At 64.4% G+C, this 22,320-nt stretch carries 21 protein-coding genes; 9 read left to right on the top strand and 12 right to left on the bottom strand.

The window, feature by feature from the left end:
- Positions 1–143: 143 nt before the first annotated feature.
- The 3 genes from otnK to ltnD are packed head-to-tail and all read right to left on the bottom strand — an operon-like array spanning position 144 to position 3,271.
- Positions 144–1,421, bottom strand: coding sequence for a 3-oxo-tetronate kinase (gene otnK / locus ABID58_RS05110; RefSeq protein ID WP_354031789.1), 1,278 nt, complete (start codon positions 1,419–1,421; stop codon positions 144–146).
- The gene (gene otnI, locus ABID58_RS05105; protein WP_354031788.1) at positions 1,418–2,200 is read right to left on the bottom strand and encodes a 2-oxo-tetronate isomerase; all 783 of its coding nucleotides are present in this window, start codon (positions 2,198–2,200) and stop codon (positions 1,418–1,420) included. The genes otnK and otnI overlap by 4 nt, the downstream gene beginning before the upstream one ends.
- A gap of 12 nt (positions 2,201–2,212) precedes the next feature.
- On the bottom strand, positions 2,213–3,271 hold the full coding sequence (gene ltnD, locus ABID58_RS05100) for an L-threonate dehydrogenase (protein ID WP_354031787.1): 1,059 nt from the start codon (positions 3,269–3,271) through the stop codon (positions 2,213–2,215).
- On the opposite strand from ltnD, the gene otnC reads away from it, so the two are divergent.
- Positions 3,235–3,927, top strand: a complete 693-nt coding sequence (gene otnC, locus ABID58_RS05095) for a 3-oxo-tetronate 4-phosphate decarboxylase (protein WP_354031786.1) — start codon at positions 3,235–3,237, stop codon at positions 3,925–3,927. The two genes, ltnD and otnC, sit on opposite strands and share 37 nt — an antisense overlap.
- Positions 3,928–4,029: 102 nt before the next feature.
- Here otnC and ABID58_RS05090 read toward each other — a convergent pair whose 3' ends face one another.
- The 6 genes from ABID58_RS05090 to ABID58_RS05065 all read right to left on the bottom strand — a co-directional run bounded on the left by ABID58_RS05090 (position 4,030) and on the right by ABID58_RS05065 (position 9,605).
- Positions 4,030–4,734 (bottom strand): ABC transporter ATP-binding protein, encoded by a 705-nt coding sequence (locus ABID58_RS05090; protein ID WP_148748889.1) that lies wholly within the window; start codon positions 4,732–4,734, stop codon positions 4,030–4,032.
- Positions 4,718–5,449, bottom strand: a complete 732-nt coding sequence (locus ABID58_RS05085) for an ABC transporter ATP-binding protein (protein ID WP_354031785.1) — start codon at positions 5,447–5,449, stop codon at positions 4,718–4,720. The genes ABID58_RS05090 and ABID58_RS05085 overlap by 17 nt, the downstream gene beginning before the upstream one ends.
- Entirely contained in the window at positions 5,446–6,429 is a 984-nt protein-coding gene (locus ABID58_RS05080; protein ID WP_354031784.1) for a branched-chain amino acid ABC transporter permease, read from the bottom strand. The genes ABID58_RS05085 and ABID58_RS05080 overlap by 4 nt, the downstream gene beginning before the upstream one ends.
- Positions 6,429–7,307 carry a branched-chain amino acid ABC transporter permease gene (locus ABID58_RS05075; RefSeq protein WP_354032172.1) on the bottom strand — a complete coding sequence of 293 codons (879 nt, stop codon included), beginning with the start codon at positions 7,305–7,307 and terminating at the stop codon, positions 6,429–6,431. The genes ABID58_RS05080 and ABID58_RS05075 overlap by 1 nt, the downstream gene beginning before the upstream one ends.
- A 152-nt stretch (positions 7,308–7,459) precedes the next feature.
- Positions 7,460–8,704: an ABC transporter substrate-binding protein gene (locus ABID58_RS05070; protein ID WP_354031783.1), complete on the bottom strand. Its 1,245-nt coding sequence runs from the start codon at positions 8,702–8,704 to the stop codon at positions 7,460–7,462.
- Positions 8,705–8,789: 85 nt separating this feature from the next.
- Complete coding sequence (locus ABID58_RS05065; protein WP_148748893.1) at positions 8,790–9,605, bottom strand: putative hydro-lyase; 816 nt, start codon at positions 9,603–9,605, stop codon at positions 8,790–8,792.
- Between the two features lie 119 nt (positions 9,606–9,724).
- Between ABID58_RS05065 and ABID58_RS05060 the strand changes: the two genes are divergently transcribed.
- The 4 genes from ABID58_RS05060 to ABID58_RS05045 are packed head-to-tail and all read left to right on the top strand — an operon-like array spanning position 9,725 to position 13,933.
- Positions 9,725–10,642, top strand: a complete 918-nt coding sequence (locus ABID58_RS05060) for a LysR family transcriptional regulator (RefSeq protein WP_148748894.1) — start codon at positions 9,725–9,727, stop codon at positions 10,640–10,642.
- 31 nt (positions 10,643–10,673) lie between these two features.
- Positions 10,674–11,924, top strand: coding sequence for a Zn-dependent hydrolase (locus tag ABID58_RS05055; RefSeq protein ID WP_354031782.1), 1,251 nt, complete (start codon positions 10,674–10,676; stop codon positions 11,922–11,924).
- A 12-nt stretch (positions 11,925–11,936) separates the two neighbouring features.
- A complete protein-coding gene (locus ABID58_RS05050) occupies positions 11,937–12,848 on the top strand; it encodes an NAD(P)-dependent oxidoreductase (RefSeq protein WP_354031781.1) in 912 nt (303 codons plus the stop codon).
- 11 nt (positions 12,849–12,859) lie between these two features.
- Complete coding sequence (locus ABID58_RS05045; RefSeq protein ID WP_354031780.1) at positions 12,860–13,933, top strand: malate/lactate/ureidoglycolate dehydrogenase; 1,074 nt, start codon at positions 12,860–12,862, stop codon at positions 13,931–13,933.
- 80 nt (positions 13,934–14,013) lie between these two features.
- Here the strand turns inward: ABID58_RS05045 and ABID58_RS05040 are convergent, their stop codons facing one another.
- Entirely contained in the window at positions 14,014–15,087 is a 1,074-nt protein-coding gene (locus ABID58_RS05040; RefSeq protein WP_354031779.1) for a tartrate dehydrogenase, read from the bottom strand.
- Positions 15,088–15,243: 156 nt separating this feature from the next.
- Between ABID58_RS05040 and ABID58_RS05035 the strand changes: the two genes are divergently transcribed.
- Complete coding sequence (locus ABID58_RS05035) at positions 15,244–16,020, top strand: SDR family oxidoreductase (RefSeq protein WP_354031778.1); 777 nt, start codon at positions 15,244–15,246, stop codon at positions 16,018–16,020.
- A gap of 119 nt (positions 16,021–16,139) precedes the next feature.
- Entirely contained in the window at positions 16,140–17,558 is a 1,419-nt protein-coding gene (locus ABID58_RS05030; RefSeq protein WP_354031777.1) for an amidase, read from the top strand.
- Positions 17,559–17,706: 148 nt separating this feature from the next.
- Here the strand turns inward: ABID58_RS05030 and ABID58_RS05025 are convergent, their stop codons facing one another.
- Together ABID58_RS05025 and ABID58_RS05020 are read right to left on the bottom strand one after the other, a co-directional pair.
- The gene (locus ABID58_RS05025) at positions 17,707–18,813 is read right to left on the bottom strand and encodes an amino acid ABC transporter permease (protein ID WP_354031776.1); all 1,107 of its coding nucleotides are present in this window, start codon (positions 18,811–18,813) and stop codon (positions 17,707–17,709) included.
- Positions 18,814–18,815: 2 nt separating this feature from the next.
- Entirely contained in the window at positions 18,816–20,003 is a 1,188-nt protein-coding gene (locus tag ABID58_RS05020; RefSeq protein ID WP_148748902.1) for an amino acid ABC transporter permease, read from the bottom strand.
- Between the two features lie 88 nt (positions 20,004–20,091).
- Here ABID58_RS05020 and ABID58_RS05015 point away from each other — a divergent pair, with 88 nt between their 5' ends.
- Positions 20,092–20,964, top strand: a complete 873-nt coding sequence (locus ABID58_RS05015) for a MurR/RpiR family transcriptional regulator (RefSeq protein ID WP_148748903.1) — start codon at positions 20,092–20,094, stop codon at positions 20,962–20,964.
- 2 nt (positions 20,965–20,966) lie between these two features.
- On the top strand, positions 20,967–22,316 hold the full coding sequence (locus ABID58_RS05010) for an aspartate aminotransferase family protein (RefSeq protein ID WP_354031775.1): 1,350 nt from the start codon (positions 20,967–20,969) through the stop codon (positions 22,314–22,316).
- Positions 22,317–22,320 lie beyond the last annotated feature (4 nt).

Below are 22,320 nucleotides of genomic sequence, written 5' to 3'. Positions count from 1 at the left end.
GTCGCGCGTCCGGGAATTTACGAATCAACCAAGGGGAGCAGTGCCCGACATCACCAACAAAGCATCTGAGCAGATGTGAGCTCTGACTCCCCACGGGTAAGGAACCCGAAAGAGATGAACAGGGGGATAAGAATGCCCTGCGCTCAGCGCATGAGCCCGATCGCATCCGAAAAAAACTGCGCGCCACCGAAATTTCCGGACTTGAGAGCGAGCAACATGCCGGCTTTTTCAGCACCGACAGCGCGCAGCACGGGGACACCCGCAGCGATCTCTACTCCAACGAGAAATCCGGGAATCTTCAACCGATCGACCACGGCGCCAGAGGTCTCGCCGCCGGCGACGATCAAGCGCCGCACCCCTGCTTTCACAAGGCTTTCGGCGATGTCGGCCATCGTCTGCTCGATGGCGTGCCCTGCGGCGTCGCGGCCGTGACGCGCCTGGAGCGCAGCAACGTCAGCCGGCGTCGCGCTCGATGCAATCAGCACGGGCCCCTGGGCCAATCGCTCCTTCGCCCAGTCCAGCGCACGCTGCGTTTCGTTCGCACCCGTAAGAATACGGTCAGGATCGAGACGGAGCACCGGCATGACCCGTTCGGCATTGGCAATTTGCTGCAAGGTGGCTTGCGAGCAGCTTCCGGCGAGGCACGCCACCTGTCCACCGACGGCGGCGCGCTGGTCGCTGCTTGTGGTGGCCGATTTGACCTTGCCGGTCGACACCAGCGCGCGGGCGAGCCCGAGGCCGATACCGGAGGCGCCGACCGACAGCCGGTGCTCTGCGGCGACGATGCCGATGGTCTCGAGGTCGCGGTCGAACACGGCGTCGATGATGGCGGCGCCGATACCCTTGCCTGATAGTTCGGCAAGCCGGGCGTGCACGGCCTCCGCTCCGCGCGCGAGGGTCGCGAGATCGACGAGACCGATCTGCGTCTTGCTCTGGCGCGCCAGCACGCGCACCAGATTGGAATCATGCATCGGGTTGAGCGGATGGTCCTTCAAAGGGCTCTCGTTCAGCGGCACGGCGCCGACGAACAGATTGCCCTGGTAGACGGTGCGGCCGGTTTCGGGGAAAGCCGGCGTCACCAGCACGACCGCCTCGCCGCAATCGGCGCGCAGCGCGTCCATCACCGGCCCGATATTGCCGGCATCGGTGGAATCGAAGGTCGAGCAGATCTTGAACAGCACGTGGCTCGCGCCGCGACCACGCAGCCATTTCTCCGCCGCGCGCGAGCGCGACACCGCAAGCCCCGCCTCGATCGAGCGGCTCTTCAGCGACACCACGACGGCGTCGACTTCCGGCAGCTTCAGATCGTCAGCAGGCACGCCGATGGTCTGCACCGTGCGCAAGCCGGCGCGCGTGAGCGTGTTGGCGAGATCGGAGGCGCCGGTGTAGTCATCGGCGATGCAACCCAGCGCAAGTGTCACGACTTCACTCCAGCATAGGGCTTGAACCAGGCCAGGCCATCGGTGGTCTTGCCGCGCGGATTGTATTCGCAGCCGACGAATCCAGCGTAGCCGAGGCGGTCGAGCTCATCGAACAGGAACGGATAATTGAGCTCCTCGCCGTCGGGCTCGTTGCGCGAGGGAATGCTGGCGATCTGGATGTGGCCGATGATCGGCATCATCTCGCGCAGCCGCATGGTGACGTCGCCATGGATGATCCCGCAATGATAGATGTCGAACTGGAGCTTCAAATTGGGAAGCCTCAACTCCTGGATCAAATCGCGCGCGAAGCCGAAATCGTTGAGGAAGTAACCTGGGACGTTGCGAGCGTTGATCGGCTCGAGCACGATGTCGATGCCATGCGGCGCGAAGAATTCCGCAGCCCACGTCACCGATTTGTAGAAGGCCTCGATCGCCACCCGTTCGCCGCGGTTGGCGATGCCCGCCATCAAATGCAGCCGCTTGACGCCGGTCGCTTTGGCGTAAGGCAGCGCCGTCTCCAGGCTCGCCTTGAGGTCGGCAAAGCGCGCCGGCAACGCGGCAAAACCTTTCTCGCCGGCATTCCAGTCGCCCGGCGGCAGGTTGAACAGCGCCTGTGCCAGGCCGTTGCGCTTGAGCCGCTCGCCGATCGCTTCGACCGGATGCTCATAGGGAAAGAGAAACTCGACGGCGGTGAAGCCGGCTTGCGCGGCAGCGTCAAACCGGTCGAGGAACGGCACCTCGGTGAACATCATCGAGAGGTTGGCGGCGAAACGGGGCATTGGAATCCTCTTCTACTTGTCGCCGGGAAGTTTTACGCCGGTGACCTGCGCATACATTCGCGCCACCGACGCATCATCGTCACGCCCCATGCCGGCAGCTGATGTCATCAGGAACATCTGGAGGGCTGCGGCGGAAACCGGCACCGGGAATCTGGCGCTGCGCGCCATGTCCTGGATGATGCCGAGATCCTTGACGAAGATCTCCACCGCGCTCCGCGGCGTGTAGTCGCCGTCGAGCACGTGCGGCATACGGTTCTCGAACATCCACGAATTGCCGGCAGACGCCGTGATCACCTCATAGACCTTGCGGATGTCGAGGCCCTGCTTGGCCGCGAACGCCATCGCTTCGCTTGCGGCAGCGATATGCACGCCGGCCAGCAGCTGGTTGATCATCTTGAAGGCCGCGCCCTGGCCAGCGGCATCGCCGAGCTCGTAGAGCTTTGCTGCCATGGCATCGAGCGCCGGACGCGCCTTGGCGAACGCGGCGGGACTGCCTGAGGCTAGGATCGTCAGCTCGCCTTGCGCGGCACGCTGCGCGCCGCCGGAGATCGGCGCGTCCAGGTAATTTCGGCCGGTCGCTTCCAGCTGTCTTGCCAGACGCCGGGCCACGTCGGGATCCATGGTCGCAGAGGAGATGAAGACGCTGTCCTTCGGCAGGGTCTCGGCGACGCCGTCCTTGCCGAACAGGATCGCTTCGGTCTGTGCGGCGTTGACGACGACGCTGACGACGATGTCCGCGCCCTTGGCCGCCTCGGCCGGCGTTGTGGCGCCGGCGCCGCCGTCCTTGACAAAACGCGCCACCGCATCAGCCGAAACGTCGCAGCCGGTGACCGTATGGCCGGCGCGCTTCAGCGAGGTCGCCATGCCGTACCCCATCGAGCCGAGCCCGATGACCGCGATGCGCTGATTTTGTGACGTGGAGGCGGACATGCAACTAACCCTTGCGAACGTTTCCCGGACGGCCGCCTTTGCGGCGGCTCGTGATCTCGAATAACACGGCTTGGCCGCGCTGCCAAAGCGTGAGACAAGCGAGCATGACGGCCATGAAAACTGAAACGAGCAACGAGACAAGGCTGCGTGAGGATATCTGCCGCTTCGGACGGTCCCTGTTCGAGCGCGGGCTGACGCCAGGCTCCTCCGGCAATATCAGTGTCAGGTTGGATGGCGGCGGCTGGCTGGTGACGCCGACCAACGCCTCGCTCGGCTTCCTCGATCCTGTAAAACTGTCGCGGCTGGACGATCAGGGCCGGCTCATGTCCGGCGATGCGCCGACCAAGGAAGTTCCGCTGCACACCGCGCTCTACGATACGCGCGGAAGTGCTCGGGCGATCGTGCATCTGCACTCCACCCATTCGGTCGCGCTCTCGATGCTGCCCGAGATCGACCCGCGCGCCGCGCTGCCGCCGATGACGGCCTATTATCTGATGAAATGCGGCGCCACCGCGCTCGTGCCCTATTACCGCCCTGGCGATCCCGCGGTCGCGGATGCGATCAAGGGGCTGGCCGGAAAATATTCATCCGTGCTGCTCGCCAATCACGGCCCGGTCGTCGCCGGCGAGACGCTGGAAGCGGCGGTGTTCGCGACCGAGGAGCTGGAGGAGACGGCGAAGCTCTATCTGCTGCTGCGCGGAATGAACCCGCGGTATCTCTCGCCGGAGCAGGTGGCGGATCTGGTGAAAGTGTTCGGAGTGGCGCTGCCGGAGCATGGGCACGAGCACGGGCATTGAGCCCAGCTTTAACCTCGTCATTGCGAGCGCAGCGAAGCAATCCAGAGTCTTTCCGCGGAGGGATTCTGGATTGCTTCGCTGCGCTCGCAATGACGGTTGGCGCTACAGCCCCAGATACGCCTTCCTCACGTCCGGATTGCCCCTGATCTCCGCCGCCGGACCCTGCATCAGCACACGGCCGGTTTGCAGGATGTAGGCGCGGTCGGCGATCTCCAGGCACTCGGCCATGCGCTGTTCGACGATCAGCACGGTCATGCCGGCTTCGCGGATGGTTTTCACCGCCTGGAAGATTTCGTCGACCAGCTTCGGCATGATGCCCTGCGAGGGCTCGTCGAGCATCAGAAGCCGCGGACGCGTCATCAGGGCGCGGCCGATCGCGAGCATCTGCTGCTCGCCGCCGGAGAGCGTTTCGGCGCGCTGCTCGAGGCGTTCGGACAGTCGCGGGAACAGCTTGAAGACGAGATCGAGCGGTCCCTCGCGATCCGCCTCGCCGCGATAGAGATAGCTGCCGAGGCGGAGATTGTCGCGCACCGACAAGCGTGGGAACAGGCGGCGGTTCTCCGGCACATAGGCGATGCCGGTGGCGGTGATATGATGCTGCGCCATGCCGTCGAGGCGTTTGCCGTCGAACGTCACCGTACCCGAGCGCGGACGCTCGGCACCGGCAATGGACTTGAGCAGCGTCGACTTGCCCGCACCGTTGGCGCCGGCGACACAGACGATCTCACCCTTCTGGACCTCGATCGAGACCGCGGAGATCGCGACCAGGCCCTGATAGGCGGTCGTGACTTCATGCACCGACAGCATGACGATCTCCCAGATATGCGCTGATCACCTTGGGATCGCGGACCACGTCGGCGGGCTTGCCCTCGACCAGGACCTTGCCGAGGTCGAGCACGATGGCGCGATCGACCAACGGCATCACGATCTCCATGACATGCTCGACCATCAGAACGGTGATGCCGGCATCGCGTACTTTTCGCACCAGCGCCACGCCGGTCTGTGCCTCGGTCGGCGTAAGGCCGGTGAGCACTTCATCGAGCAGCAACAGCTTCGGTTCGGTTGCGAGCGCACGCGCGACTTCGAGACGGCGCTTCTCGGCCGGCACGAGGTCGCTTGCGAGCACGTCGGCGCGCGCGGCAAGGCCGGTGAACTCCAGCACCTGATGCGCCTTGCGGCGCGCCTCGCGCATCACCGTGTTGCGGACGAGCGCGCCAACGATGACGTTGTCGATGACAGTCATGGTCTCAAAGCTCTTGACGACCTGGAAGGTGCGCCCGACGCCGCGCTGGCAGCGCGCGGCCGCCGGCAGCTTTGTCACGTCCTCGCCGTCGAACCAGATCGAGCCTTGCGTCGGCGGCAGAACGCCGGCGATGAGGTTGAACAGCGTCGACTTGCCGGCGCCATTCGGACCGATCAGCCCGACGATCTCGCCCCGGCCGACCGAGATCGAGACGTCGCTGTTGGCGACGAGGCCGCCGAACCGCTGCCAGACGCCGCGGGTTTCAAGGAGCGCGGTCATCGCGTCGCTCCTTTTGCCTTGGAACGGGAGAACAGGCTGACCAGGCCTTGCGGCAAAGCGAGCGAGATCGCCACGATCAGCGCGCCATAGACGATGAGGTCGACGCCGCGGCCGGAGCCGCCGATATAGGAGCGCGTCAGCTCCGTCATCGGGATCAGGATGGCCGCTCCTAACACCGGACCCCAGAGGGTGCCGATGCCACCGAGCACGGCCGGGAGTGCCATCAGAAGCGAGAACTGGAAACCCATGACGCTTTCGGGATCGATATAAGCGAGGAATTGCGCATAGAAGGCGCCGCCGACGGCAACGAGGAATGCAGAGACCGCTGCCGCACCCATCTTGGAGTTGAACACGACGACGCCGAGGCTTTCAGCGGCTTCCGGATTGTCCTTCACCGCGCGCCACCAAAAACCCCATTTGGAGTCCTCGAGCCACCAGGTGACGAACCAGGCGACGCAGCAAAGCGCCAGCGCGAAATAGAAGTACGGCAGCTTGCTGCGCATGAACTGGAACTTCAACCAGCTGTCGCCGCGCACCGGAATGGTAATTCCCATCGCAGCCCCCGCCCATTCCCAGTTCTGGAACAGCAGCAGCCCGATCTCGGCGATGACGATGGTCGCGATCACGAAGTAATGGCCACGCAGACGGAAGAAGGGATAGCCGAGCCCCATCGCGATCACGGCCGCGATCACGCCGCCGGCAAGCATGCCGAACCAGGGCAGCACGCCGAACTTGGTGAACAGCAGCTCCGTGGTGTAGGCGCCGATGCCGAAATAGAGCGCGTGTCCGAGCGAGATCTGTCCGCAATAGCCGGACAGGATATTCCAACTCTGCGACAGCGCCGCATACATCAAGGTCAGCACCAGGATGTTCTGGATGTAGACGTTCTTGACGAACAGCGGCGCGAGCGCGGCCAGTGCGGCCAGCACCGCGGCAACGATGAGATCGCGGCGACGCCGCGCGGCAAAATTCTTGTCCATCACATTGACCCGAACAGGCCACGCGGCCGGATGAAGACAACGAGCAAGTACACCGCATAGATGCCGACCGACTTCAGTGAGGGCGGCAGCATCAGGGCGGTCACCGCTTCAACCAGGCCGACAATGATGCCGCCGGCAAAGGCGCCGAACACACTACCAAAGCCGCCGAGCGCCACCGTGACATAGGCAATCAACGCAAACGACGCGCCAACGTCGGGATAGATGTAGAAAAACACCGCCATGATCGCGCCGGCGAGACCGACGAGCGCAGCACCAAGGCCCCAACCGAACGCGAACACGCGGTTCTTGTCGATACCGACGAGCGCGACCGCGCCGGGATCTTCACGGGTGGCTTCCAGCGCGCGGCCGAAATCGGTGCGGTGGATGAAGAAGTAGAGGCCGGCAAAGGCCGCGATCGAGACCAGCGCACCGACCAGCTGCGGCTCCGGCAGGAAAATGCCCACAACCGAGATGGTTTTGCCACCGAGCCAGGATTGCGGAATGCTGCGATAGTCCGGCGTGAAGAACAGCTGGGCCAGTCCGCGCATCACGATGGCCAGGCCGAAGGTGGTGAAGATCTGCACCATGCCGGCATTGGCCTTGGCGCGCATGGCGAAGCGCACAACCAACAGGTAGATCACCGCTCCGAACACGAACATCGCTGCCGCGACGAGCGGCGCCGAAAGCAAGGGGTCGATGGCGAAGAACGTGAACAGGAAGAAGGACGCGTACATCGCGATCATCAGGAACTCGCCATGGGCGAAGTTCGTGACGTCCATCAGGCCGAAGATCAGCGCGAGGCCGACGGCGATCAGTCCGTAGAGCAGGCCCATCAGCAGGCCGCTCGCGAGACTTTGGACAATTGTTTCGACTGTCAGCAACTTGTCCCCCAGAAAAAGCCCTCACCCGGAGGGGCGTCATCGAACGCGCATCGCCAAGGACGGGCAACCCTCGTCTTTCCCGACGCGGGCTCCGTCTTACTCCGCAAGATCAGGATCAGGAGCTATCGTCCGAGCTCCCAATTCCATCCTCACTTCATCGGCCAGACTGCTTCGGCCACGGCCGCCTGCGACGGGAAGATAGTGACAAACTTGCCGCCGATATATTGCAGCAGCACCGGATCGGCGTCGTTGTTCTGGCCCATGTCGTCGAACTTGACCCGCTTCCAGGGCATGATGGTCTGCTCGCCCGGGATGTCGGTTGCGGCCATCGCGTCGCGGATCTTCTCGCCGTCGGTCGACTTGGCGCGGTTGATGGCGTCCGCGATCACGATCATCGCCATGAACTGCCGCGACGTGTTGTCGTTGAGATCCTTGCCCGATTTCGCCTTGAACAGATCGTTGATCTTGCCGACCATCGGCCGCTTGGCGGCGAGATCGAGCGAGAAGCTGCCGCGGGTGATCGCACCTTCGAGCTTGTCGCCGACGGCGTCGTAAAGCGCCTTTTCGGAGAAGCCCGCTGCCTGGGCCAGGATCGCGTTCGGCTTGTAGCCGAGCTCCGCCATCGTCTTGACCAGCAGGATGCCGTCCGTGGTGTAGCTCGAGGGCAGCAGCACATCGGCATTGGCGGCCTTGAGCTGCTGGACTTCGGCAGACAAAGACGGCGAGTTGGCGCGGTACTTGATGTCGGCGACGATCTTGTAGCCGCGCTCGGTTGCGAACTTGGTCTGGGCGTTGGCGGAGTCGGTGCCGAAGATCGTATCTTCGTGGAACAGCGCCAGCGTCTCGGCCTTGACGCCCTTCTTCTTCATCGAGTCGAGGAAATCGAACATCCCGGCCGAAAACATCTCGTCATGCGGCGAGGCGCGGAAATAGTACTTCAGTCCGCGGCGATGCAGGCTCGGCGAGGAATTGTCCGCCGACAAGAACGGGATCTGGTAACGCTCGCAAATCTGACTGACCGTGACCGCGACTGCGCTCTGATAGGAGCCGAGCACCGCGCAGACTTTTTCCTGGGTGATCAGCCGCTCGGCTTCGGCGCGCCCCTTTTGCGGGTCGCCCTGGTGGTCGGCGTACACCATGCGGATCTTGGCACCACCGAGACCGGGCAAGCCGACACCCTTCGCCAGCGGAAGGTCGAAGTCCTGGTCGTTGTTGATGATATCGATCGCGGTCTCGAATGCACGCTGCGCGTCCACCCCTACCTGGGCGCCGGCGCCGGACAAGGGATAGGTCGCGCCGATCACCACCTCAGAGGTTTGCGCGCGCGCCGCTAGCGGCAACAGCGCGGCAGCGGCGGTGGCTCCGAGCAGAACGTCGCGGCGAGTGATCGTCATTGGCAAAGTCCTCTGTATTTTGTGCGTATCGAATGAAGCGATTGGCAAACTGCGTAAAGCCTGAAGAAGCAGCAAATGCTGCCCACTAAATCACGGCCATGTTCCTGTTCTTCAGATCGGTCACCAACATCAGGCCGGGCGAATGCGTGATCGCGAAAGGGACCTTGGCCGCATTGATGACCGATTGCGGCGTCACGCCGCAGGCCCAGAACACCGGGATCTCGTCATCGGCAACAGCTACGGGATCACCATAGTCGGGCTTGGCGATATCCTTGATGCCGATCAGATGCGGATGGCCGAGGTGCACGGGCGCGCCGTGCACGGCGGGATAGCGCGAGGTGATCTGCACCGCGCGGATCGCATCGGCCGGCTTGAACGGGCGCATCGACACCACCATCGGCCCCGCGAACGGGCCAGCCTCGCCGCAGGCGATGTTGGTGCGGTACATCGGCACCCGCACGTTCTGCTCGATGTGGCGGATCGGCATGCCCTCGTCGAGCAGCGCCTCCTCGAATGAGAACGAGCACCCGAGCACGAAGGTCACGAGGTCATCGCGCCAATACTTGGTCACATCGGTTGGCTCATCGACGACTTCGCCGTCGCGCCAGACACGGTAGCGCGGCACGTCGGTGCGAATATCGAGATCGGCGCCAAGCGCAGGGATGTATGGGCTGCCGACATCGGACATCCCGATGATCGGGCACGGTTTCGGATTGAGCTGGCAGAAGCGGTGGAAGGCGCCGGCGTATTCCGCCGGCAGGATCGCCAGATTGCCCTGGACGAAGCCGGGCGCGACCCCGGCGGTGGAACCGACCTCGCCGCCACGATAGGCGAGCCGCGCCTGACGGCTCGGGAGGGTGTCGGGTGTTTCAGTTTGCTGCGCTGCCACCAAAACAGTCATGTGATCGACCTGCCTATAAACTCGACAAAGACAGCCAACACCAAGCGTGCTATAAAGTCTAATCGTCCTTTCTAATCGATATCGATAAATCTATTTTATCGATCAGGAAAATCCCTCCAATGCTGGACTTCAGGTCGATCGAAACCTTCCTCTGGGTTGTGAAGCTCGGCAGCTTCCGCGGCGCCGCAGCACGGCTCAATACGACCCAGCCGGCGATCTCCCAGCGCATTGCCCAGCTCGAGCGCGAGATGGGCGTCAAACTCCTGAACCGCGATCATCGCGTGGCGTCGCCCACCCCGAGCGGCCGGCAGATGATGGTCTATGCGGAAAAGCTGATCGGCCTGCGCGCTCAGATGATGGCCGAGATCGGCGATCGGTCGGCGATGCGCGGCGTGATGCGGCTCGGCGTCGCCGAGACCATCGTGCACACCTGGCTGCCGCGGCTGGTGAAGAGCATGAACGGGATCTATCCGAACCTGTCGCTGGAGATCGAGGTCGACATCACGCCGAACCTCACCGCGCGCCTGCTCGCGCAGGAGATCGAGCTGGCCTTCGTGGTCGGGCCGCTGTCGGCCTCCGGCGTGCACAATCGCGTGCTCGCCGACTATCCGATCGGCTTTCTCGCAAGCCCCTCACTCGGGCTCGGCCACGGCCCGGTGACGCCCGCCGATCTCGCACGGTTTCCGATCATCACTTTTCCGCGCAAGACCAGACCCTACGAGGTCGTGCGCGAGGTGTTCGACCGGCCCGACTTGCCGCCGATCCGTCTCCACGCCTCTGCCTCGCTTGCCACCGTGATCCACATGGCAGTGGAAGGACTCGGCATCGCCGTGATCCCCGACGCCATCGTCGAAAACGAGCTCGCCGACGGCCGGCTGCAATTGCTCGACACCGATCTGGAGATCGCACCGCTGACGTTCACCGCAAGCTGGCTCGCCTCGCCCGACGTCGTCGCGGTCGAGCGCGTCGCCGAGCTTGCATGTCAGATTGCGCAGAGCAGCCTCGCGGTTGACGCGCCCGCGCTGGCGCGTCATTGAAACAGGCGCCGGACAAATGAGAGACTGATGCATGAGCCGAGCCGCCACCAATTTGCAGATCGATTCCGCCCGCCTCTGGGGCTCCATCCACGAGACCGCGCAATTCGGCGCGACGGCCAAAGGCGGCGTACGGCGGCTGACGCTCAGCGGCGAAGACAAGCAGGTTCGCGACTGGTTCCGAAAGGCCTGTGAGGAAGCCGGCCTCGACGTGCATGTCGATGCGCTCGGATCTCAGTTCGGTCTGCGCAAGGGCCGCGACATGTCGAAGCTTCCCGTCGGCATCGGCTCGCATCTCGACACCCAGCCGACAGGCGGGAAGTATGACGGCATTCTGGGAACGCTCGGCGCGCTCGAAGTGATCCGCACGCTGAACGATGCCGGCATCGAGACCGAGGCGCCGATCTGCGTCGTCAACTGGACCAACGAGGAAGGCTCGCGCTTCGCGCCGGCGATGATGGCGTCCGCGGCCTACGTCGGCGATTTCACGACCGACGACATCCTGTCGCGCAAGGATATCGAGGGCACGACTGTCGGCCAGGCGCTTGACAGCATCGGCTATCGCGGCGACAAGCCGGTCGGTTTCCAGAAGCTCGGCTGCTTTGTCGAGCTGCACATTGAGCAAGGCCCGATCCTGGAGGCCGAAGGAAAGACCATCGGCGTGGTCGATTCCGGCCAGGGCGTGCTCTGGTATGACGGCAAGATCTCCGGCTTCGAAAGCCATGCGGGATCGACGCCGATGCCGTTGCGGCGCGACGCGCTGGCGACACTGTCCGAGATCGTGCTGGCGATGGAGGCCATTGCCAGGAAGCACGGGCCGAATGCAGTCGGCACCATCGGCGAAGCCGTGATCGCTAATCCCTCGCGCAACGTCATTCCCGGCGAGATCGCCTTTACGATGGATTGCCGCAGCGCGGATGGTGCGATCATGGATGCCCTCGATCGTGACCTGCGTGCGGCCATCGCCGAGATCGCCGCACGCCGCAGGGTCGAGGTCAAGATTGATCTGGTCTGGCGCAAGCCGCCGACGCATTTCGATTCCAAGCTGATCGCCGCAGTCGAGAACGCGGCCAAGACGCTCGGCTATTCCTCCCGCCGCATCACCTCTGGCGCCGGCCACGATGCGTGCAACCTCAATACGGTCATGCCGGCGGCGATGGTGTTCGTGCCGTGCAAGGACGGCATCAGCCACAACGAGCTGGAGGATGCGACGCAGCCCGACTGCGCCGCGGGCACCAACGTGCTGATGCACACCGTGCTGGCGATCGCCGGCGTCGCATCCTGATCGGAGACAGACATGCGCGGAGTTTTCGTCGACGCCAATGAAGCGCTCGCCGTGATCATGGAGCGGCTTGAGAAGCCGGACGATCCCAAGGTGCGGATCCACCGGGACCCCGACATCAAGCCCGAGCAATATCCTGAGATCCTCGACGGCGCCGAGATCGCGATCGTGGACCACACCGCGTTGCCGACCGAGATCGCGAAGAAGTGCGCGGGCCTCAAGCACGTCGTGTTCCTCGGCACCGGTGCGCGCAGCTACATGAACCCGGAGGAACTTAGCCAGCTCGGCATCTCCGTGCATCTGATCAAGGGCTATGGCGACACGGCCGTGGCGGAGTCCGCGATCGCACTGATGTGGTCCTCCGCCCGCGTCATCGCGATGATGGACCGCGAGATGCGCGCTGGTAACTGGCTGCGCGAGGATGGCATGCAGCTCACCGGCAAGACGCTCGGCCTGATCGGGTTCGGCGGTATCGCCGCCGAAGTCGCGCGCATTGCGTCAGGCGGCGGCATGAAGGTAGTTGCCTGGAACCGCTCGCCAAAGGCCTATCCTGGCGTCGAGTTCACCGATCTCGACACGCTGCTGGCGAGAAGCGACGTGGTGTCGCTGCACCTGCTGCTCAACGACGAGACACGCGGCATGATCACGCGCGAGACAATCGCGAAGATGAAGCCGGGCGTCGTCTTCATCAACACCGCGCGTGGCGCGATCGTCGACGAGCAGGCGATGATCGACGCGTTGACGTCGGGCCACATCCGCCATGCCGGCCTCGATGTCTTCAATATCGAGCCGTTGCCCGCGGACCATCCGCTGACCAGGATACCGAACGTAACGCTGTCGGCGCATTCGGCGTTCCGCACACCGGAAGCCAGCGAGAATCTGATCGAAGCGGCATGGGTCCATTGCCGCCGGATCGTGAAAGGATAAGAGCAACGACAATGGCCGACACTCGCACCATCAAGGCGGAACCGCTCACCAATGTCATCCGCGCCATCGTCAAGGCGGGCGGGTCTACGGACCGCGAAGCCGAGCTTGTCTCCACCAACTTAGTCGAGGCCAATCTGAAGGGACACGATTCGCACGGAGTCGGCATGATCCCGCGCTATGTCTCGAGCGTCACCAACGGCGGCCTCGCCGTGAACCAGCACGTCAAGATCGTGCTCGACACTGGTCCGCTTCTCACCCTCGACGGTCTCACCGGCTACGGTCAGGTGATCGGCCATGAAGCGATGGAGCTGGCGGCAGAGCGCGCCAAGAGCAACGGCGTCTGTCTCGTCGGCCTTTCCAACGCCCACCACATCGGCCGCATCGGCCACTGGGCCGAGCAGTGCATCGACCACGGGCTGGTCTCGATCCACTTCGTCAACGTGATTTCGCGCCCGATCGTGGCGCCCTGGGGCGGCAGCGATGCGCGCCACGGCACCAACCCGTTCTGCGTCGGCATCCCGCGCAGGGGCAAAGAGCCGATCGTGCTCGACTTCGCCACCAGCAGGATAGCGCAGGGCAAGACCCGCGTCGCCCACAACAAGGGCGTCGAACTCGAGCCCGGCACCATCATCGACAATGAAGGCAAGCCCACGGTCAATCCGCGCTACACCGTGATCCCGCCGCACGGCGCCATCCTGCCGTTCGGCGAGCACAAGGGCTCGGGTCTCGCTCTGGTGTGTGAAATCCTCGGCGGTGCGCTCTCCGGCGGTCAGGTGGTCAAGGGCCCGTCCGACGGCAAGCACAACGTCCTCAACGGCATGCTCTCGATCATCATCGACCCGGGCAAGCTCGGCACCGGCGAAAACCTCGCGCGCGAAGTCGAGAGCTTCGTCGCCTGGCACACCGGCTCGCCGCCCGCCCTCGGCGTCGACAAGGTCAAGATCGCCGGCGAGCCCGAGCGTGAGACCAAGAAGAAGCGGCTCGCGGAAGGTATCCCAGTCGATCCGACCACCTGGCAGGAAATTTTGGCGGCCGGGAAGAAGTTCGGACTGGATGAAGCGGAGATCGAGAAGATCGTGGGCTGACTGCCAGCATTAATGTCGTCCCGACCCCCGAGCGCAATTGCGCACTAGGCCGGAAACGACATTTCGTTTAGCAGCCTACTTTAATCCACCATATCTGCGACCGCCTTGCCGCAGGCTGTGGTATCGGCGTTACCGCCGAGATCCTTGGTGCGGAGCGTGCGCTCGGCCAACGTGCGCTCGATCGCATCGACGATCGACTTGCCGGCAACCTTCTCGCCAAGATGCTCGAGCATCATCGCGCCCGACCAGATCGCGCCGATCGGGTTCGCTATGCCCTGCCCTGCGATGTCAGGCGCCGAGCCGTGCACCGGCTCGAACACCGAGGGGAAATCGCCCTCGGGATTGATGTTGCCTGACGGTGCGATGCCGATGGTGCCGGTGCAGGCCGGGCCGAGATCGGACAGGATGTCGCCGAACAGGTTGGAGCCGACCACGACGTCGAACCAGTCCGGGTGCAGCACGAAGTTCGCCGTGAGAATGTCGATGTGGTACTTGTCCCACTTCACGCCCGGAAACTTCTTCGCCATCGCCTCCACGCGCTCGTCCCAATAGGGCATGGTGATGGAGATGCCGTTGGACTTGGTCGCCGACGTCAGGTGCTTCTTCGGCCGCGACTGGGCGAGCTCGAAGGCGAACTTGAGGATGCGATCGACGCCGGTGCGGGTCATCACCGTCTGCTGCGTCACGAACTCACGGTCGGTGTCGGGGAACATGCGGCCGCCGACGGAGGAATATTCGCCTTCCGTGTTCTCGCGCACGACCCAGAAATCGATATCACCGGGCTTGCGGCCGGCCAGCGGCGACGGCACGCCGGGCATCAGCCGCACTGGACGCAGATTCACATATTGATCGAACTCACGGCGGAATTTGATCAGCGAGCCCCACAGCGAAACGTGATCCGGAATCTTGGCCGGCCAGCCGACCGCGCCGAAATAGATCGCGTCGTGCTTGCCGATCTTCTCTTTCCAGTCGTCCGGCATCATCTGCCCGTGCTTCTCGTAGTAGTCCCAGGACGAGAAGTCGAAATGATCAAAATGCAGGGAGACCCCGTGCCTCTTCGCGGCCGCCTCCAAAACGCGCAGGCCCTCGGGCATCACTTCCTTGCCGATGCCGTCGCCGGGAATGACTGCGATCCGGTATTGTTTCTTGCTCATCGAGAACGTCCTTTTTTGGTCCGGCAGCCGCCGCCTTTTGACCGCACTGCAATGGACCAAAGTCAACGGCAGTGCAACGCTGCACTGCAATGTTGACCATGGCGCAGCCGTGCGCCTACTGATTTCATCCCTGTTCCCACCCTGCGAGTACCTCTCATGGATCTGCATCTGCGTGGCAAGCGCGTCCTCATCACAGGCGCGTCCAAGGGCATTGGCGCAGCCGCCGCCGAGGCGTTTGCCGAGGAAGGCGCTCATCTCCTGCTCGCCGCGCGCAACGGCGAGCAGCTCGAGGCGCTGGCCGACCGCTTGCGCTCGGCGCATCAGATCGATGCCGCGACCAGCATCGTCGATTTACGCAACGCCGAGGATTTGGCGCGGCTAGCCAGGGAGGCCGCCGACATCGACGTGCTCGTCAACAATGCCGGCGACATCCCCGGCGGCTCCATCGACAAGATCGATGAAGCCATCTGGCGCCACGCCTGGGAATTGAAAGTGTTCGGCTATATCAACCTGACGCGGCAGATCTACGCGCAGATGAAGGCCCGGGGCGGCGGCGTCATCGTCAACGACATTGGTGCTGCCGGCGAAAAATTCGACGCCAATTACATCTGCGGCAGCGCCGGCAATGCCGCGCTGATGGCTTTCACCCGCGCGCTCGGGGGAAAAAGCCTCGCCGACAACGTTCGCGTGGTCGGCATCAATCCCGGCCCGGTTGGCACCGACCGTCACGTTACACTGCTGAAGACGCGCGCAAAGCACCAGTTCGGCGACGAGAACCGTTACAAGGAATTCCAGAAGAGCCTGCCGCTCAGCCGCCCCGCACATCCGCGCGAGATCGGCGACCTCATGGCGTTCCTGGCGTCGGATCGCGCCGGCTATACGTCGGGCGTGATCTATACGGTCGACGGCGGCATCAGCGCAGGATGGGGTTAACTCTATCCGCGTCATCGCGAGCGCAGCGAAGCAATCCAGACCGTCCCCGCAGATGCATATCTCGATTGCTTCGCTGCGCTCGCAATGACGAAGCCTTTTCATGAGCAGGAGCAAAATAGTTGTCTCAAGACCTGATCCACGAAACCGCCTGCACCGTCGTCGACAAGCTACGCTCCGGCGATGTCTCGCCACTCGAACTGCTGGATGTCGTGGAGAGGCGCATCAGTGCGGTCGATAGCACGGTCAACGCGCTGCCGACGCTGTGCTTCGATCGGGCGCGAGATAGCGCCAAGGCGCTGATGCAGAAGCCGGCCGGCGCGCGCGGGCTGCTCGCGGGCTTGCCGGTGCCGATCAAGGATCTGACCGATGTCGCCGGCGTGTTGAACACGCAGGGCTCGCCCATCTTCAAGGACAACGTTGCAGCGAAATCCGACCTCATGGTCGAGAACCTCGAGGCCAATGGAGCGGTCGTCTACGCCAAGTCCAACACGCCGGAATTTGGCGCCGGCGCCAACACCTTCAACGAAGTGTTCGGCGCGACGCTCAATCCCTGGGACACGTCGAAGTCGGCGGCCGGCTCCTCCGGCGGCGCCGCGGTGGCGCTCGCCACCGGCATGGCCTGGCTGGCACAGGGCTCGGACATGGGCGGCTCGTTGCGCAGCCCCGCGGCCTTCTGCGGCGTGGTCGGCATGCGGCCGAGCATCGGCCGCGTCGCCCACACTCCCAAATCGAGCATCGATCGCAATCTCGGCGTCGTCGGGCCGATGGCGCGCAATGTCGAGGACCTCGCGCTGCTGCTGGACGCCATGAGCGGCGACTATGCGGACGATCCGCTGTCGCTGCCGGCGCCTGCGACCTCTTTCCTGTCAGCGGCGCGCTCGGGCACGAAGCCGAAGCGTATCGCCTACTCGCCCGATCTCGGCATCACGCCGGTCGATCCCGAGGTCAAGGCGATCACGCGCAAGGCGGCGGAGCGCTTCGCGGAAGCCGGCGCCATCGTCGAGGAGGCGCATCCCGACTGGCGCGAGGCGCATGAATGCTTCCACGTGCTGCGCGCCTTCGATTTCGCGATCACCAAGGCCAATCTGCTGCGTACCAAGCGCAACCTGCTCAAGCCCGAGGTGATCTGGAACATCGAGGAGGGCCTTAAACTCACCGTCGAACAGCTCGCACGCGCCGAAGCACAGCGCGTCGGCATGACCGCGCGCGCGATCGAGTTCTTCAAGGCGTATGACCTGTTGCTGACCCCGACCACGATCGTGCCACCCTTCCCGATCGAGAACCGCTATGTCGCGGAATGCGCCGGCAAGACCTTCGAGAATTATGTCGAATGGCTCGGCATCGTCTATGCGATCACGCTGGCCTGCTGCCCGTCGCTGTCGCTGCCCTGCGGCTTCACCGCCTCCGGCCTGCCGGTCGGCGTGCAGGTCGTCGGCGCACCCCGCGCGGACGCGCAAGTGATCGCGGGTGCGAAGGTGCTGGAGGACATTTTGGGCCTGCGCGGGCAGACCCCGATCGATCCGCGGGTGAAGAAGTAAGGCACTCTCTTGCCCGGACGCAGCGCAGCGCGCCTTCGCGGTGCGCTGCAGAGCCGGGGCCCATCTCTCCGGGGCCTCCTGTGCGATCCTGGGTCCCGGCTCTGCGGCACAGCGCTCGCGCGCTGCATCTTGTCCGGGACACCGGTCATCACCTCGCGCTCGTCGCCTCCAGGCTCCGGCTATAGCGCGACATTGCGAAGCAGAAGACGAAATAGATCGCGGCAACGAAGATATAGACCTCCACCGAGAACTGCTGCCAGGCAGGATCGATGATCGCGGTCTTCGCCGTCGTCAGCAGGTCGAAGATACCGATGATCAGGACCAGGCTGGTATCCTTGAAGAAGGCGATGAAGGTGTTGACCAGCGGCGGGATGACGTGGCGGATCGCCTGCGGCAGGACGATCAGCCGGTGCTTGCGCCAGTAGGACAGCCCGAGCGCGTCGGCCGCCTCGTATTGCCCGCGCGGCACGGCCTGGAGGCCACCTCGGATCACCTCGGCAAGATAGGCGCCCGCGAAGAGAATGATCGCGATCTGCGCACGCAACAGCTTGTCGATGTTGAATCCGCTGGGCATGAACAGCGGAAACATCACGCTCGCCATGAAGAGAAGGCTCACCAGCGGCACACCGCGGATCAACTCGACATAGAGCACCGAGAGCGAGCGGATCGCCGGCAGCTTTGAGCGCCGGCCGAGCGCGACCAAAATGCCGAGCGGGAAGCCGAACGCCAATCCGAATGTCGCCAGGATCAATGTCACCGGCAGCCCACCCCAACGATCCTGCGAGACGAAGGACAGCCCGAACACGCCGCCCCACATCAGCACGCTGATCAGCGCGAGCGCGCCGATCCAGAGATAGGCCAATTCGCGCCGCCATAGCGCGCGGCGCGTGGAGAGAAAGAACAGCGCGATGAACAGCACGACGGAGAGCGCAGGCCGCCATTGCTCGTCGAACGGATAGGTGCCGAACAGGATGAAGCGGTACTTCTCGGGGATGATGGCCCAGCAGGCGCCGAGGCCGCGCGCGACCTTGCAGGCGCTGGAATCATTGGCTGGTGCGAGCCAGACCGCGTTCGCGATGCCCCATTGCACGAAGCTGATCACGCCTTTCGCCAGCACCGCCAGCAGGACGACCGTCAGGATGCCGTTGGGGATCGACGAGAACAGATTGGTGCGCAGCCAGCGCAGCACCGGGTTGCCGATTTGGGGACGGCGGGCGGCGCGCGGCACGTCTGGCATGTCAGTGATCGCGGTCATGCTCAGCGCTCCGCCAGCGCGATGCGCGCATTGTACCAGTTCATGAAGAAGCTGATGCCGAGACTGATGGTCAGGAAGACGGCCATGATCAGCGCGATCGCCTCGATCGCCTGTCCGGTCTGGTTCAGCGTGGTGTTGGCGATCGAGACCACGTCCTGGTAGCCGATTGCGACCGCGAGCGAGGAGTTCTTGGTCAAATTGAGATACTGGCTGGTCATCGGCGGCACGATCACGCGCAGCGCCTGCGGCAGAATGATCTGCCGTAACATGAAGCTGCGGCGCAGGCCGAGCGCGCTGGCGGCATCCCACTGCCCGCGTGGCACCGACTGGATGCCGCTGCGCACGATCTCGGCGATGAAGGCGGACGTGTAGGTCACGAGCGCGATCAGCAGCGCGAAATATTCAGGCGCGAGCGTCAGCCCGCCGACGAAGTTGAAGCCGCGCAGCGCAGGCCATTCGATGGTCCAGGACACGCCAAGCGACAACGACACCGCTACCGGCAGCACGGCAATGAGACCAAGCGCAAAGGGCCAAGCCGGCCGCGGCTTGCCATCGCGCACCTGCTGAGCGACCAGCCATCGCTGAATGACAAGGAATGCAGCGCAGCCCAGCACGGCCGTGCCGAGCACCCAGAGCTGTGGTGAGCCAACCGGGATCGCCGGCAGGATCAGGCCGCGGTTGGATAGGAAGACGCCCTCGACCGGCCGCCACGCCGCACGCGCAGCCGGCAACGCCTGCATCAGCACGTACCAGAACAGGAGTTGAAGCAGCAGCGGGATGTCGCGCAGGACCTCGACATAGACGGCCGCAAACCGGGATAGCAGCCAGTTCGTAGACAGCCGCGAGATGCCGATCAGTGTGCCGAGGATCGTCGCGAGCACGATGCCGATCACGGCGACGCGCAGCGTGTTGGCGACGCCGACGACGAAAGCCCAGAGGTAGCTGTCTCTCGGATTGTACGCGAGCAGGCTGTCGGAGATCGGCATCCCGGCCTCGCGGCCGAGAAAGGCAAAGCCGGTGGTGATGCGGCGAGCCGAGAGGTTGGTGACAGTGTTGGACCAGAGGAAGACGATGACGGCGACCGCGATGCCGACCACCAGCACCTGCCAGAACAAGCCCTTCAATTCGTTCGGCCCGAGCGCGCCGAAAAAGCTGCGGCGCGGCGGCGGCCTGGGGTCATCTGAGGTCACGGGCGCAAAAATCCTTCCTGACAGCAGCGATTTCCGGCGGCGCACGTCAACTGTTGCACCAATCCAAGAACCGTGCAACAAATGTTTCATGGCCGAGCCCGCGAAATTCTCGCCCCTGAGCGAACTCCGCATTGCGTTGCCATCGCTCCCCCTGCGCTTGCAGGAGGTCGGGCGTTTTGTCGCGGCCAATGATTACGACGCCACCACCCGTTCGATGCGCGACCTCGCGGCCGAAGCCGGTGCCGATCCCGCCGCATTCACGCGCCTTGCGAAGGCGATCGGCTATTCCGGTTGGGACGAATTGCGCGCCGCGCTGACCGAGGCACGGCGGCCGTCGCAGACCTCGCCCTTTTCGGCTCGCGCCAAGAGCCGCCGCCACGGCCCGAACGCCGATGTCGCGCTTATCTCCGACAAGCTCGAGGCCGAAGCCGCGGGCCTGCCGCGCATATCCGCCCACGCGATCGCGGACGCGGCCCGCACGCTGCACGACGCGAAACGGATCTGGATCACCGGCTATCGCAGCTGCCGCAGCGTCGCGGAATTGCTCAACTACGAGCTAAGGCTGTTCCGCCCCGAGCAGGTGCAGATCGTCGGCGCGTCCGGCCCTGACGATCTCGATCTCGGCGCATTCCGGCCCGACGAGGCCGTGATCGTCATCGGCTTCATGCCCTATACCAATGCCAGCGTCCGGGTCGCGCAGGCCGCCTATCGCGCCGGCGCGACGCTGATCGCGATCGCCGACAGCGTGGCCGCGCCGATGGCCGAGGGCGCCGACCACGTCCTGCTGTTCGAAGCCGCCTCCTCGCCCGGATTCTTCCCGAGCCTCACCGGCGCGATCGCGATCGCGCAGTCGCTAGCCGCCGCGACGTTCTTGCTCGGCGGCACGGCTGCGAAGAAGCGCCTCCAGGATACCGAGGCGCGGCTTGCCGCCACCTCTACCTACGTCTCAGAGAAAGGTTGACCATGAGCACTCGCACCAGCCGCGTGCTGCACCGTTCGCTGCGCGAAACGCCGCCCAAGGCGATCGGCGGCGCGGGCGTCTATCTCTTCGCCGAAGACGGCCGCCGCGTGATCGACGCGTCCGGCGGCGCGGCGGTGTCCTGCCTCGGGCATCAGCATCCCCGCGTGATCGCGGCAATGGCGAAGCAGGCCTCGACGCTCGCCTATGCGCACACCGCGTTTTTCTCCTCCGAGCCGGCCGAGGCGCTTGCTCAAACGCTGGTCGGGCATGAGCCCGGCGGTCTCGCCTACGCCTATTTCGTCAGCGGCGGATCGGAGGCGATCGAGGCCAGCATCAAGCTCGCGCGGCAATATTTCATCGAGCGCGGCGAGCCGCAGCGGCAGCATTTCATCGCGCGGCGGCAGAGCTATCACGGCAACACGCTCGGCGCGCTCGCAGCCGGCGGCAACGCCTGGCGCCGCGCACCCTATGCACCCCTGCTCTCGGCCGCATTCAGCCACGTGACGCCGGCCTTTGCCTATCACGAGGAGCACGACGGTGAATCCGATGCGCAGTTCGTGGCGCGGCTCGCCGCGGAGCTTGAAGCCGAGTTTCAACGGCTTGGCCCTGACACTGTTGCGGCGTTCCTCGCCGAGCCCGTCGTCGGCGCCACAGCCGGCGCGGTGACGGCGCCGGACGGCTACTTCAGGGCCGTGCGTGAGATCTGCGACCGGCACGGCGCTCTTCTCATTCTCGATGAGGTCATGTGCGGCATGGGCCGCACCGGCACGACGCATGCATGGCAGCAAGAAGGCATCGCCCCTGATATCCAGGCGATCGCAAAGGGGCTTGGCGGCGGCTACCAGCCGATCGGTGCAATGCTCGCGAGCGGCAAGATCATCGACACAATCCGTGCAGGGTCGGGCGCGTTCCAGCACGGCCACACTTATCTCGCCCACCCCCTCGCCTGCGCGGCGGCGCTTGCGGTGCAGGACGTGATCCGCGAAGACAATCTGCTCGACCGGGTCAAGGAGCGCGGCAAGCAGCTCGAGCAGCGGCTGACCGAACGCTTCGGCAATCATCGCCATGTCGGCGACATCAGGGGACGCGGGCTGTTCTGGGCGATCGAGCTCGTCGCTGATCGTGCCAGCCGCACCTCGTTCGATCCAGCACTCAAGCTGAACCAGAAGATCAAGGCTGAAGCCTTCGCCAACGGACTCGGCTGCTATCCTGGCGGCGGCACCGTGGATGGTATCCGCGGCGACCATGTGCTGCTGGCGCCGCCCTATATCGCTTCGGCCGACGAGATCGATCTGATCGTCGACAAGCTCGGCACGGCCGTGGACAACGTATTGCGTAGTGTCAATCACTGAGGGG

It is taken from the genome of Bradyrhizobium sp. S3.2.6, from assembly GCF_040546885.1.
Lineage (GTDB): Bacteria > Pseudomonadota > Alphaproteobacteria > Rhizobiales > Xanthobacteraceae > Bradyrhizobium > Bradyrhizobium cytisi.
This window is presented reverse-complemented; position numbering and strand designations above follow the sequence as displayed.